The sequence below is a fragment of the Polaromonas sp. CG_9.11 genome (assembly GCF_015752225.1).
In the GTDB taxonomy this organism is placed as follows: Bacteria; Pseudomonadota; Gammaproteobacteria; order Burkholderiales; family Burkholderiaceae_C; genus Polaromonas.
Genome location: NZ_JADOVE010000005.1, coordinates 36,650 through 49,560 on the forward strand (window position 1 = coordinate 36,650; position 12,911 = coordinate 49,560).

The 12,911-nt window shown below is 60.4% G+C and carries 10 protein-coding genes; 6 read left to right on the forward strand and 4 right to left on the reverse strand.

Annotated features, from left to right (window positions below; all coding sequences use genetic code 11):
- Positions 1 to 142 precede the first annotated feature (142 nt).
- Together IWX85_RS05705 and IWX85_RS05710 are read right to left on the reverse strand one after the other, a co-directional pair.
- On the reverse strand, positions 143 to 949 hold the full coding sequence (locus IWX85_RS05705; protein ID WP_196869065.1) for a hypothetical protein: 807 nt from the start codon (positions 947 to 949) through the stop codon (positions 143 to 145).
- Positions 950 to 998: 49 nt separating this feature from the next.
- A complete protein-coding gene (locus IWX85_RS05710; protein WP_196869066.1) occupies positions 999 to 2,468 on the reverse strand; it encodes a tyrosine-type recombinase/integrase in 1,470 nt (489 codons plus the stop codon).
- Positions 2,469 to 2,714: 246 nt separating this feature from the next.
- On the opposite strand from IWX85_RS05710, the gene mutS reads away from it, so the two are divergent.
- The 3 genes from mutS (at position 2,715) to IWX85_RS05725 (ending at position 7,074) form a co-directional block, all read left to right on the forward strand.
- Positions 2,715 to 5,267 (forward strand): DNA mismatch repair protein MutS, encoded by a 2,553-nt coding sequence (gene mutS, locus IWX85_RS05715; RefSeq protein WP_196869067.1) that lies wholly within the window; start codon positions 2,715 to 2,717, stop codon positions 5,265 to 5,267.
- A gap of 41 nt (positions 5,268 to 5,308) precedes the next feature.
- Positions 5,309 to 6,136, forward strand: a complete 828-nt coding sequence (locus IWX85_RS05720) for a proteasome-type protease (protein ID WP_036810288.1) — start codon at positions 5,309 to 5,311, stop codon at positions 6,134 to 6,136.
- A gap of 95 nt (positions 6,137 to 6,231) precedes the next feature.
- Positions 6,232 to 7,074, forward strand: a complete 843-nt coding sequence (locus IWX85_RS05725; RefSeq protein WP_036810284.1) for an alpha/beta hydrolase — start codon at positions 6,232 to 6,234, stop codon at positions 7,072 to 7,074.
- Positions 7,075 to 8,060: 986 nt separating this feature from the next.
- On the opposite strand, the gene IWX85_RS05730 is transcribed toward IWX85_RS05725, so the two are convergent.
- Complete coding sequence (locus IWX85_RS05730; protein WP_036813628.1) at positions 8,061 to 8,894, reverse strand: undecaprenyl-diphosphate phosphatase; 834 nt, start codon at positions 8,892 to 8,894, stop codon at positions 8,061 to 8,063.
- 379 nt (positions 8,895 to 9,273) lie between these two features.
- Here IWX85_RS05730 and IWX85_RS20330 point away from each other — a divergent pair, with 379 nt between their 5' ends.
- Entirely contained in the window at positions 9,274 to 9,630 is a 357-nt protein-coding gene (locus IWX85_RS20330; RefSeq protein ID WP_231379567.1) for a DUF924 family protein, read from the forward strand.
- A gap of 8 nt (positions 9,631 to 9,638) precedes the next feature.
- The gene (locus tag IWX85_RS05740) at positions 9,639 to 10,229 is read left to right on the forward strand and encodes a DUF3455 domain-containing protein (RefSeq protein WP_051984330.1); all 591 of its coding nucleotides are present in this window, start codon (positions 9,639 to 9,641) and stop codon (positions 10,227 to 10,229) included.
- A 124-nt stretch (positions 10,230 to 10,353) separates the two neighbouring features.
- On the opposite strand, the gene IWX85_RS05745 is transcribed toward IWX85_RS05740, so the two are convergent.
- On the reverse strand, positions 10,354 to 10,911 hold the full coding sequence (locus IWX85_RS05745) for a hypothetical protein (RefSeq protein ID WP_196869068.1): 558 nt from the start codon (positions 10,909 to 10,911) through the stop codon (positions 10,354 to 10,356).
- Positions 10,912 to 11,046: 135 nt separating this feature from the next.
- Here IWX85_RS05745 and IWX85_RS05750 point away from each other — a divergent pair, with 135 nt between their 5' ends.
- A complete protein-coding gene (locus tag IWX85_RS05750) occupies positions 11,047 to 12,903 on the forward strand; it encodes a glutamine--tRNA ligase/YqeY domain fusion protein (protein WP_196869069.1) in 1,857 nt (618 codons plus the stop codon).
- Positions 12,904 to 12,911 lie beyond the last annotated feature (8 nt).

Below are 12,911 nucleotides of genomic sequence, written 5' to 3' on the forward strand. Positions count from 1 at the left end.
TGAGAGCCATTGAAAACTATTGAGATTTATTGAGTAATATTGAAGCCGACGGCTTGTATCCAAATTGATGCTTTTTGCCCGATGTAAATCGGCAGGGATACGGTTTAAATACAACCCTTGAGCACCAATGCGTGCGCTGGCGTCAAATTGATCCCTGGGTCAATTTGACGCCAGCGCGCACAAGCGGGCCATGCGCTATGTTTAAAGCCAACGCAATCACCTCTTCAACTGCAAGGGTGGCTTCTGACACTGCATTAACGATCTTCGTATCTTCGACTTTCTTTTTGACTATTTGACGCTCAAGCTTCAGTGCGCCGAACCATAGTTTTGCAAATGCCTTGTGCTCTGACGGCTTTTCCCACAGATCGCGAGCTGCTTCGGCGGGCGATACCCATTTAATTTTGAGTACGCCATCGAGAGCACCTTTAATTAGCAATTCTTTTGCGGCCACATCCGATCCCCAGCCCCAAGCCTTCGCAACAAAAACTACAGAATCGCGACCGGAAGTGTTGTCCAACCGTACAAAGAATGGGGCTGGGCTGGAAATCCAAGCCATGAGGCCGCTCGCTAAGGAAGTTTGGAATGTGTCGTATCCTGAATGTTCGGTTTGATATTTACGCAGATCTCCAATCTTGTACGTGACAGGTTGATTGGAGCCAATGGCCTCGCCGTCCGAAAGCTTGATCATCCGCGGCCCTTTAAATTTGCTTTCCTTGCCCTTGAGCAGCGGAATCCGCTTGCGCAACTCACCCAGCTGCTTGCCAGAAATGCAGAGGTAAATGGCGGCAAGCTCGGCAGGTAACGTGGTGTCGTCATGCATAACTGCAAGCTCGGCCCTGATCCGAGTTTCAGCCATCAACTGGCCCACATCCTTCTTGACACGTCCGCCGGTCTTCGGACGCTTCTCTTCAGCTCTAGTGCCAATGTCAGGCGCCGTGACTTTCACCATGCTTCACTCCTTTGGCCAATACCTGTGCATTACTCGTTGCTGGTCAATGTTAAACCGCGCGCCTCGACTTCTTGATCGGGCCAGGTTTGATCAAAGTATCCGACTCGTCACTCATTGATTTAACGCCGCGCGGCCTGAGGGCATTGAACACCTGCGGAGCCGTCCTCATGATCATTTCCTCGATTTTTTCCATTCGTGAGACAACATCACCCCACTCCGGAGTCGTATAGCGACCCAAAGTGTCGCCGCCGCCTGTCGAATGGCCCAGCATTCGCTTAACCTGCCGATCAATCAGTCCTAGTTTTTCGCATGCCGCACCAAACGTCCGTCGCAGATCGTGTCCGCGCACAACCTTGATGCCAGCCGCATCCCTAACCGTCTTCATGGCTACAGAAGGATCGGAGTAATGTCCGGTCAAAGAGTTGGGCATCCGGGCCGGAAAAACCCAAATGTCGTCAGGCTTCTGCATTTCCCTGCGAAGTTTTAGAAGCTCATAGGCGAACGGGCCGATCGGAAACTCATGATCCTGGCGATTTTTCGCATCGTTGACCCGGGCAACTTTCTGATCCATGTCCACCCATCGCTGCGTGAACGTCTCCTCATGGCTCAATTTGTCATACCACTTCATCGTGCGGCATTCATCGCCGCGCAGGCCCCAGAGAAAATCTAGCAGCAGGTAATCAGCCGCCAGTGGATTAGATTCGCGATACTCCCAGGCGGCCTTGATGAACGGACCAACAGTGGTTGCAAACGAAAGAGGATTTCGTACGCCCTTTTTGGCATAGTCTTTCTCGAGTTGGTCGTGGTCCCGATATTTTTTCTTGGTTTGCAAGATCGTGAACGGGTTGTAAGTCAACGACGGTGTGCGACCTTCAGAGTGGGCGTTGTGCGTCTCGTTTTCGATCGCGTTGTTCACGGCCGCAGTTGCCCATCGGCCCATGGCCTCCGCCGCTGTCTTGTGCCCGTTGGTCACTGCATGCAGGTCAAAGCGGTCCAAAACTTCTCTTCCTGTCACGAGACGCACCTTGCGGTCTTCCCAATCCTGGAACTTGTCGCGAGCATTCTTGAGCGAGGAAAGGGAATTAGGCTTGATGGGCTTCGAGCGCCCCGTCAGGTCTTTGATGTACTCGTCCCATACTTGCCCTAGCGTGAGCTCGCTGGCCTCGATCCTGTCCGCAATCGATTTGGGGTTGGCCCGATGCTTTTTAGCAGTGGCAATGAGCCCATCTGCCAGAACTCTGGCAGTCTCCAAATCTATCAAGACGGCATCGCCCTTTTTGCCCTTAGCAAGCCCAACCGGGATCTTCATATTTTTACCGGCAACCTGCTTTTCAACAAGGTAGACCGAAGATCGCTTGCCCACTCGAATTGCAAACCCCGGCGGAGCGTCTCGGTGTCCGTCGTACACGAGATAATTAGGGCCACTTGCGGCCGGCCAATCCTTGTATTTCACCCCCACCATGGGGACCTTATCGATAGACATCTGAGATACCAGGGTCTGCGTAAGATCAAGCTTCATGAGTTGCGCCTTTCAAATCGCTTTTGGCGGACGCCCACACTCGGAGTCCGCCAAAGACAGCCTAATTATGTGCGATTTGATTTATTTGGCGGTAAATTGGTGGACTTTTTGGCGGACTGATATGCTTTCACATGGATCACAGTGGGGCAATATAGATTGATAGGGAAAATGAAGAATCGTTTAGAAATTGATGAAAAACAAGCGCCTTCAGAGAGGGAAACGAAAGTTTTTTCAGCACACACCCCGATGATGGCCCAGTACCACGCCATCAAGGCCGATTACCCCGACACGCTGGTGTTCTACCGCATGGGTGACTTCTACGAGGTGTTCTATGCCGACGCCGAAAAGGCCGCGCGCCTGCTCGACATCACGCTGACCCGGCGCGGCCAGTCGGCCGGCGAGCCGGTGGTGATGGCCGGCGTACCGTTTCATTCGCTGGAGAATTACCTGGCCAAGCTGATCAAGCTCGGCGAATCGGTGGCCATTTGCGAGCAGGTCGGCGACGTGGCCACAGCCAAGGGGCCGGTCGAGCGCAAGGTGGTGCGCGTGGTCACGCCGGGCACGCTGCTGGACGCGGAACTGCTCGACGACAAGACCGAATCGATCCTGCTGGCGGTGCATCAGGGTGCACGCAACACCTGCGGGCTGGCCTGGCTCAGCGTGACGCAGGGCGAGATCCACCTGGCGCACTGCGCCAGCAGCGAACTGGAAACCTGGCTGGCGCGCATCGCCCCGAGTGAACTGCTTTACAACGTCGAGGTGACGCCGGCGTTCGAGCAGCGCCTGAAAACCTGGCGTTGCGCCGCCAGCGCCCGGCCGTCCTGGCAGTTCGACGCGGCCTTGGGCGCACGCCGACTTCTGGAGCAGCTCAAGGTGGCTTCGCTGGCGGCGTGGCAAGCTGAAGCGCTGGGCGAAGCGCATGCTGCCGCCTCGGCACTGCTGGGCTATGCCGAGCACACCCAGGGCCGCGCACTGTCGCACGTGCAGGGCCTGCAGGTGGTGCGTTCCGGCGAGTTGATCGACTTGCCACAGACGACCCGGCGCAACCTCGAACTCACGCAGACCCTGCGCGGCGAAGGCGCGCCCACATTGCTCTCGCTGCTCGACACCTGCGCCACCGGCATGGGCAGCCGGGCGCTGAAAAGCTGGCTGCTCAGCCCGCGCCGCGACCGCGCCCAGGCTGCCGGCCGGCTCGAAGCGATTGCGCAGTTGCGCGCCAACGCCCAGCAAACCCTGCGCGCGCAGCTCAAGGGCAGCAGCGACGTCGAGCGCATCACGGCCCGCATCGCGCTGCGCCAGGTGCGCCCGCGCGAACTCATCGCACTGCAGCTGACGCTACAAAAAGCAGAGCTGCTGGTGCCCGTGGACCATGCGCAAACGTCACTTTTGACCACTATTTTTGAAGATTTGCAGCCACCCTCCGGCTGCGCCGGGTTGCTGCGCCAGTTCATCCTGGACGAGCCGGCGGCGCTGGTGCGCGACGGCGGCGTCATCAACCAGGGCTGCGACGCCGAACTGGACGAACTGCGTGCCATCCAGACCAACTGCGATGGCTTTTTGCTGGCGCTGGAAAGCCGCGAAAAGGCCAGGACCGGCATTGCCAACCTGCGCGTGCAGTTCAACAAGGTGCACGGCTTTTACATCGAGGTCACGCAGGGCCAGCTCGACAAGGTGCCCGCCGACTACCGGCGGCGCCAGACACTGAAAAATGCCGAACGCTACATCACGCCAGAGCTCAAAGCCTTCGAGGACAAGGCGCTGTCGGCCTCGGCGCGGGCGCTGGAGCGCGAAAAGTGGCTGTACGAGCAACTGCTCGACCAGCTGCAGGCCTTCATCCCCGCGCTGAGCCGGCTGGCGCGCGCCATTGCCGCGCTCGATGCGCTGTGTGCGCTGGCCGAGCGCTCGCTGACGCTGGGCTGGTGCGCCCCGGTGTTCGTCAAGGAGCCCTGCATCGACATCGGCCAGGGCCGGCATCCGGTGGTGGAAAGCCGGCTGGCCGAGACGGGCGGCGGCGCCTTCATCGCCAACGACTGCAACCTGACCGGCAAGAGCCGGATGCAGATCATCACCGGTCCCAACATGGGCGGCAAATCGACCTACATGCGCCAGGTCGCGCTGATCGTGCTGCTGGCCAGCATCGGCTCCTACGTGCCCGCCAGCCATTGCCGGCTCGGGCCGATCGACGCGATTCACACGCGCATCGGCGCGGCCGACGACGTGGCCAACGCGCAATCGACCTTCATGCTGGAGATGCTGGAGGCCGCGCAGATCCTGCATGCCGCCACGCCGCATTCGCTGGTGCTGATGGACGAGATCGGGCGCGGCACCTCGACCTTCGACGGCCTGGCGCTGGCCGGCGGCATTGCCGCCCACCTGCACAACAAGTCGCAGGCGTTCACGCTGTTTGCCACGCATTATTTCGAGCTGACCGGGTTTCCGGCACAGCACCACGGCGCGGTCAATGTGCATGTCAGCGCGGTCGACTCGGGCAGCGACATCGTGTTTTTGCACCACATTGAACCCGGCCCGGCCAGCAAGAGCTATGGCATTGCCGTGGCCAAGCTGGCCGGCGTGCCCGCCGCCGTCGTCAACCATGCGCGCCATGCGCTGGCCGCGCTGGAAACCCAGCAAAGCCAGGCCAGCGCGCAGGTCGACCTGTTTGCCCTGCCGCCGGAGCTGCCGGCGGCCGGGCCTTCCGCCATTGACACGGCACTGGCCTCCATAAATCCTGATATCTTGAGCCCCCGGGAAGCGCTTGATGCGCTGTACCGGCTTAAAAAGCTTGCGAACGCCGCCTGAACCCCAGGCATCCCATGTACTCCCAAAATCCTTTCCACGCCATGACTTACTGCGTCGCCATCAAACTCAATGCCGGACTGGTCTTCCTGTCCGATTCCCGAACCAACGCGGGCCTGGACCACATCAGCACCTTTCGCAAGATGATCGTCTATGAAAAGCCCGGCGACCGCTTCATGGTGCTGCTGACCGCCGGCAACCTGTCGATCTCGCAGTCGGTGCGCGAGATCCTGCAGACCGAGGAAATACGCGATCCGGCTGGCGGCGAGCCGATCACCATCTGGAACGCCAAGAGCATGTTCGACGCCGCCCGCGTGCTCGGCTCGGCCATACGCCGCGTTTACGAGCACGACGCCCGGGCGCTGCGCAACGACGATGTCGGCTTCAACGTGTCGCTGGTCTTCGGCGGCCAGATCAAGGGCGAAGGCATGCGCCTGTTCCAGGTGTATTCGCCCGGCAACTTCATCGAGGCCACCGAAGAGACGCCCTACTTCCAGGTCGGCGAATCAAAATACGGCAAGCCGGTGCTCGACCGGGTCATCCGGCCTGAAACGCCGCTGGACGAGGCCGCCAAGTGCGCGCTGGTGTCGATGGACTCGACCATGAAGTCCAACCTGTCGGTCGGCCTGCCGCTCGACCTGGTGGTGTACGAAGCCGACAGCTTGAAAAGCGACAAGATCGTCTGCATTGACCAGGACAACCCTTACTACCAGATGATGCACAACAGCTGGGGACACAAGCTGCGCCAGGTGTTCGACAGCATCGAAGACCCGGTGTGGGACGATGCGCACACCGAAACGCCCATCAAGATGCCGGCCGGCCGCCATGCCGTGCTGAAAAAGATCAGCACGCCGCAGGAAAAACTGATCTAGGCCTTTCCTTCATCATCGCGCCTTCGTTGCCCCTTCACCGACATTTACCTCCGGGAAAAACCGCGGCCAGCGCGCTGCGGCTCCCCCTTATTCCCGTGCCCAAAAGTCCCCAACCCCTCATCATTTTTTCCCATGGCAACAGCTTTCCGGCCAGCACCTACGGCGTGCTGTTCCAGAGCCTGAAGGCACGGGGTTTTCAAATCCAGGCGATTGAAAAATTCGGCCATGACCCCCGCTACCCCGTGACCAGCAACTGGCCGAACCTGGTGCAGCAACTGGCCGACTTTGCCAGCCAGGAAGTTGAAAAGTCCGGCCAGCCGGCCTTTCTGGTCGGCCATTCGCTGGGCGGCTTCCTGAGCCTGATGTGCGCTGCCCGCCACCCCGAACTCGGTGGCCAGAAAGTCGCCGGCGTGCTGATGGTCGACTCGCCGGTGCTGGGCGGCTGGCGCGCCAAGGCGCTGAGCGTGGCCAAGCGGGCCAAACTGGTCGGCTCAATCTCGCCGGGCGCCATCAGCCGCAAGCGCCGCCACCAGTGGCTGGGCCGGGACGAGGTGCTGGCGCACTTTCGCAGCAAGAAAGCCTTTGCCCGCTGGGACGAACAGGTGCTGCGCGACTACATCGACCACGGCACCCACGACGAAGGCGGCAGCGCGCAGGGCCAGCGCCTGCTGAGCTTTGACCGCGACGTGGAAACGGCGATCTACAACACCCTGCCCGACAACCTGGAGCAGCTGCTGAAAACGCATCCGCTGCAATGCCCGTCGGCCTTCATCGGCGGGCGCCAGTCGGTCGAGATGAAGCAGGTCGGCATGGCGATGACGCAGAAAATCACCCAGGGCCGCATCATGATGCTTGACGGCAGCCACCTGTTTCCGATGGAAAAGCCGCTGGCCACGGCCGCGGCCATCGAAGCGGCGCTGCTGAACTTCATGGGCTGAAGCCGGCTTTCGAGGCATTCTGTCTGCTCCAGGCCAGGCGCTTGCGGCCTGCTATGCAATAAATAGCTGTAAAGCTTTACGCAGCTTGCGCAAAACCGGTTTTTCATTATATTTTTTTTAACTGCGAACGCTTACGGTTTAATCGCTGTTTTTTTCTTGGGCTTTGGGTGGTTTCTTCTTTGGTTTGAGGGGTGAGCGCCTTCCCGGCGGGGGGTAACTTTCTTTTCTGGCAAAAAAGAAAGTCACCAAAGAAAGTTGCCCTGGGAGCGGGTTAGAGCTGAACGCTCTGACGGGCCGTCGCTTCGCTGGGCCCTGAGTTCTTTGATCGCTGGCTGGCAGCCAATGCCAATGGCTGGCTGGTTCTACCGCTCGTTCGCCAACAGCTTCACGCTCTGCTTGATCTGCTTGGCTTGCGCTTCGCTGTTTGCTGTCGGCAACGCCTTTTTTCTTTCTGGTGGTTCAGTGGCTGTGGAACCACCATTGCCCTTTTTGCTGTCCGCCCCCCGCCTGCCCTAACCAAGAAAAAATTTAGGACAAGAATCTGCCAGAAGTGCTTGAAGCACAAAGGAAACGATCAAGCAGAGCGTGAAGCTGTTGGCGAACGAACGGCAGAACCAGCCAGCCGCCGAAATTGCTAACCGCCATCAAATCAAGGTGCCAAGGGCCCAGCGAAGCGAAGGCCCGTCAGAGCGTTCAGCTCTAACCCGCTCCCAGGGCAACTTTCTTTGGTGACTTTCTTTTTTGCCAGAAAAGAAAGTTACCCCCCGCCGGGAAGGCGCTCACCCCTCAAACCAAAGAAGAAGCCTCCAAAAACCCAAAACCAAAGAACAGAAACCGCAAGCGTCAGCAGTTCTTCCCCCCGCCGGAAAGGCGCTCCAAGCCTGAACACCCGAAAACATCAAGCCTGCGCATCGCCAATCGAGGCCAACACCAGGGATCGACAAGGCCGTTGACCTGCAGCAAGGGAAGCAGTCGCTATTTCTTGCTCAAGCAGCCCAGGTCACCAGCCCGCTCCAGGCGGTGCCCAGCACCACGATGCCAAACGCGATGCGGTACCAGGCAAAGGGCACGAAGTCGTGGGTGGCGATGTAGCGCAGCAGCCAGCGAATGCACAGCCAAGCGCTCAAAAAGGAAAACAGCAGACCGACGCCAAACAGTGGCACATCGGCCACGGACAGCAGCGCACGCTCCTTGAACAGGCTGTAGGCGCCGGCGCCAATCAGCGTCGGAATCGCCAGGTAGAACGAGAAATCAGTCGCCGCCTTGCGCGACAGGCCCAGCAGCATGCCGCCGATGATGGTCGAGCCGCTGCGGCTGGTGCCCGGAATCATCGCCAGGCATTGCACCAGCCCGACCTTGAGCGCGTCCATCGTCGTCATCGACTCGACATCGTGGATACGAATGGCCGACGGGTTGCGCTTTTGGCGCTTCTCGGCCCACAAAATGATGAAGCCGCCGACGATGAAGGCACTGGCCACCACCACCGGCGTGAACAGATTCGCCTTGATGGCCTTGCCGAACAGCAGCCCCAGCACCACGGCAGGTATAAAGGCCACCAGGACATTCAGCGCAAACTGCTGCGCCTGCTTTTCGTTCGGCAGCGCGATCAGGGTGCTGCGGATTTTTTGCCAGTACACCAGGATCACCGCAAAAATGGCGCCGGTCTGGATGGCAATGTCGAACACCTTGGCCTTGTCGTCGTCAAAGCCCAGCAGTGCGCCGGCCAGGATCAGGTGGCCGGTCGATGAAATGGGAAGAAATTCGGTCAGTCCTTCGACGATGCCCATGATGGCGGCTTTGATCAACAGTGCAATATCCACGCTGGCTCCATTCAAAATGGGGCTGATTATCGCTGTTGCCAGCAGTCCATTCGCAAGCGCCATGTCCGCCCGGGCCGGCCGCTGCCAAGCGCGCAGGACCATGACCCCGCAACGCGCGCCGCCTGCGTCGCAACCCGCACTTGCCTGTGGAGTCCTCGACTGGTGGCCGGGCGATGGCTGGGCGCTGGACTGGCGGTCCGAAGACCTGAACCAGCGCTGGTGCTCCTGTCCGTCCAGTTCATCAGCAACGTGTTGCTCGGCACCGCCCGGGCTTTTGACGGCGATGCGCCTGTGCGGCAACTGGCACTGACCACCCTGGCGCAGCAAGAAGTCCGGCCAGTGCCGTGGGTCGGCCGGGCGTTTTTTGTACATTCCGACGATGCATGCCGAAGTCCTGGCCCTGCAGGACGAATGCATAGCCAGTTTTTCACAGTGGGTGGCCGCCTTGCCGGCAGCGTGCAAGCCCAGGCTGCAGGGCAAGCTCGACGTTGCATTCACGCACCACGGCCTCATCACGCGTTTCGGCTGTGTTCCGTACCGCAATGCGGTGCTGCACCGCACCAGCAGCGCCGAGGAAAACGACTTCCTGCGCAATGGCCCGCGCTTCGGGCAACAAGCGGTGCAAGCCGTCCCGTTCATTTCACATGCTGGAAATGCCCCCTCAGGGAGTCAGCGCAGCGTCCTACTGTCGTGCTTGGCGCCTTGCGGTTTACTGGACCTCACAACAACTACTTGAGGATACTGATGAAAAACGCACACATTCCCGTCGGCATGCGCAGCAAAAGCGCCGTATTGGCGCTGGCTTTCGTAACCGGTTCGGTCGCACTGCTGGCCGGATGCGCCGGTGTCAAGGCGCCGCCCAAGGAATACACCCAGGATCGGCTGGACGACCAGATCCAGGTGCCATCAGGCCATGTGGTGGCGCTTGAAACCACGGCGGTCGGCCTCCTCAACTACGAATGCAAGGCGAACCCGGCCATGGGCGGCGCCATTGGCTGGGTGCTCGCCAGCCCACAGGCTGAGCTGATGGACCGCACCGGCAAGACCGTCGCCAGGTACTCCGGCCCGCCAGCCACCTGGACGCACACCGACGGCTCCAGCGTCGTCGGCACGCAGGTCGCCATTGCACCGCGCCCGGGTGCCACCAACCTGTCCTACCAGTTGTCCAAGGGCATGCCCGGTGCAGCGCCAGGCGCCATGCAGAACATCACCTACATCCAGCGCATCAAGACCAAGGGCGGACAAGACCTGAGCAAGGCCTGCACGCAGACCGATGTCGGCGACAAGCTGACGCTGCCTTACCAGGCTGACTACATTTTCTGGAAAGCGGCTTGACAGGGCCCATGCAAGGGCGTGTGACCATTGCATGCTCTTCATAACGCCCCGACAGGCGTAAAAAAGCCCGCAGGCTTCAGGCCTTGCGGGCTTTTATTCTGTTGACCGGCGGTGCGTGGCCTGGTCAGCGGCGGTCGTCGTGCCGGTCGCCGCGATAGCCGTCACGCTGGTAGTACACCTGGCCATACCCCTGCCCGTAGCCATTGCCCTGCACATAGTTTCCGCCATCATGGCGACCATGGTGGCCATGGCGACGTTCGCGTTCGTAATAAATCGGCTGCGGGGCCAGGTACACCGGCGCTGGTCTCACGAACACAGGACGGGGTTGGTAGTAGTTCGGAGGGGGCTCCAAATACACCGGCTGCTGCTGTTGCTGGTAGTAGCGCGGAGCGGGCTGAACATACACAGGTTGCGGCTGTTGCTGGTAGTAGCGCGGAGCGGGCTGAACATACACAGGTTGCGGCTGAACGTAAACCGGCTGGGGCTGGACATAAATGGGCTGCGGGTACACCGACCCCACGTTGCCCACGTTCACCACCGAGCCCGGTATGCCCACACCCACCGACCAGCTGACACTGTCGCGAGCCTGGGCAGCGCCTGCAAAGCCCAACGCGGCCACTGCCAGCGTGGCGGCGGCGCCTGCCAGGATGGAAGAGCGGGTGGTCCGGATGCTTGTCTTCATGAACTTCTCCTAAAGAAAGGACGCAAAAGGCCCATGTCATGAATTAAACGCGCCATATCGCGAGCCGCCTACTGCACGCACAGTTAAGAAGGTTGCCAAATGTAACGTCAACTTTCTACCCCCTAGAATCAGGCGATGACCTCACCCGCCCCCTCCAAGGCCGTCGCGCCTGCCCCTGCCGCCCTTGACCAGGAAGCCCACAAGCCCAGCAACTTCCTGCGCCAGATCATCGAAAAAGACCTGGCCGAAGGCACCTATGCCACCCGCCGCTGGGGTGGCAGCCCCGGCGACGCCGCCCACCATGCCAGCGGCCAGCCGGACCCCGCCAGGGTGCGCCTGCGCTTTCCGCCCGAGCCCAACGGCTACCTGCACATCGGCCATGCCAAGAGCATCTGCCTGAACTTTGGCCTGGCGCGCGACTATGGCGGCGTGTGCCACCTGCGTTTTGACGACACCAACCCGGAAAAGGAAGACACCGAATACGTAGATTCCATTAAGGACGCGGTGCACTGGCTGGGTTTTGACTGGTCCACCCATGGCGAAACCAACCTGTACCAGGCCAGCGACTACTTCGACTTCATGTACCGCGCCGCCGAATACCTGATCGAATCCGGCCACGCCTATGTTGATGAGCTGACCGCCGAAGAGATGCGCCTGAGCCGTGGCGACTTCGGCAAGCCCGGCACCGACAGCCCATTCCGCAGCCGCACGCCGGCCGAAAACCTGGCCCGCTTCCGCGAAATGCAGGGCGGCCAGCTGCCCGATGGCGCCGCCGTATTGCGCGCCAAAATCGACATGGCCAGCCCTAACATCAACCTGCGCGACCCGGCCATCTACCGCATCCGCCGCGCGCATCACCACAACACCGGCGACAAATGGTGCATCTACCCGATGTACACCTTTGCCCACCCGATCGAGGACGCGCTGGAGCAGATCACCCACAGCATCTGCACGCTCGAATTCGAAGACCAGCGCCCGTTTTACGACTGGCTGCTCGACCGCCTGGCTGAACAGACAACATTGCCCGATGGGCAAGTGGTGGGCGGCCTGATTGCCACGCCGCACCCGCGCCAGTACGAGTTTGCCCGCCTCAACCTGACCTATGTGCTGACCAGCAAGCGCAAGCTGGCGCAACTGGTGAACGAAAAGCGCGTCAGCGGCTGGGACGACCCGCGCATGCCCACCATCGTTGGCCTGCGCCGGCGCGGCTACACGCCGGAAAGCCTGCAACTGTTCGCCGAACGCATCGGCGTGACCAAGAGCGACAGCTGGATCGACTACAGCACGCTCGAAGGCTGCTTGCGCGAAAAGCTTGAACTCACAGCCCACCGGGGCATGGCGGTGCTGAATCCCGTCAAGCTGGTGCTGACGAACTGGGATGAGGTCATGGGCGCCGGCCACTTGGAGCCTTGCACCCTGCCCGCCCTGCCCCACCCGGCCGAAGGCACCGAATCGCCCGTTCGCCACTTCACGATTGGCAAGGAAGTCTGGATCGAGCGCGAAGACTACGAAGAAGTCCCGCCCAAGGGCTACAAGCGCCTGTTCCCCGGCAACAAGGTGCGCCTGAAAGGCGGCTACGTCATCGAATGCACCGGCGCCACCAAAGACGCTGACGGCAACATCACCGAAGTGCTGGCCACCGTCGTGCCTGACACCAAGAGCGGCACCCCCGGCGCAGACAGCGTCAAGGTCAAAGCCGCGATTACCTGGGTCGGCGTGGCCGACGGCATAAAAGCCGAAGTGCGCATGTACGACCGTCTTTTTCTGGATGCCCAGCCGGATGCGGGTGGCAAGGACTTTATTGAGAGTTTGAACCCGAATAGCCTGAAAATGGTCAACGCCATCGTCGAACCGTCATTGGCTAATGCCAAGACGGACGACAAGTTTCAGTTTGAGCGGCATGGGTATTTTGTAGCGGACTGCGTGGACCATGCAGCGGGGAAGCCGGTGTTTAATTTGGCGGTGGGATTGAAGGATTCTTGGGCGAAGTAAAAACCAAC

Excerpts from the sequence above, each read along its gene's own strand:
- IWX85_RS05705 (WP_196869065.1), bottom strand. The coding sequence starts at position 949 with ATGGTGAAAGTCACGGCGCCTGACATTGGCACTAGAGCTGAAGAGAAG.
- IWX85_RS05710 (WP_196869066.1), bottom strand. The coding sequence starts at position 2,468 with ATGAAGCTTGATCTTACGCAGACCCTGGTATCTCAGATGTCTATCGAT.
- mutS (WP_196869067.1), top strand. The coding sequence starts at position 2,715 with ATGATGGCCCAGTACCACGCCATCAAGGCCGATTACCCCGACACGCTG.
- IWX85_RS05720 (WP_036810288.1), top strand. The coding sequence starts at position 5,309 with ATGACTTACTGCGTCGCCATCAAACTCAATGCCGGACTGGTCTTCCTG.
- IWX85_RS20330 (WP_231379567.1), top strand. The coding sequence starts at position 9,274 with ATGCATGCCGAAGTCCTGGCCCTGCAGGACGAATGCATAGCCAGTTTT.
- IWX85_RS05740 (WP_051984330.1), top strand. The coding sequence starts at position 9,639 with ATGAAAAACGCACACATTCCCGTCGGCATGCGCAGCAAAAGCGCCGTA.
- IWX85_RS05745 (WP_196869068.1), bottom strand. The coding sequence starts at position 10,911 with ATGAAGACAAGCATCCGGACCACCCGCTCTTCCATCCTGGCAGGCGCC.
- IWX85_RS05750 (WP_196869069.1), top strand. The coding sequence starts at position 11,047 with ATGACCTCACCCGCCCCCTCCAAGGCCGTCGCGCCTGCCCCTGCCGCC.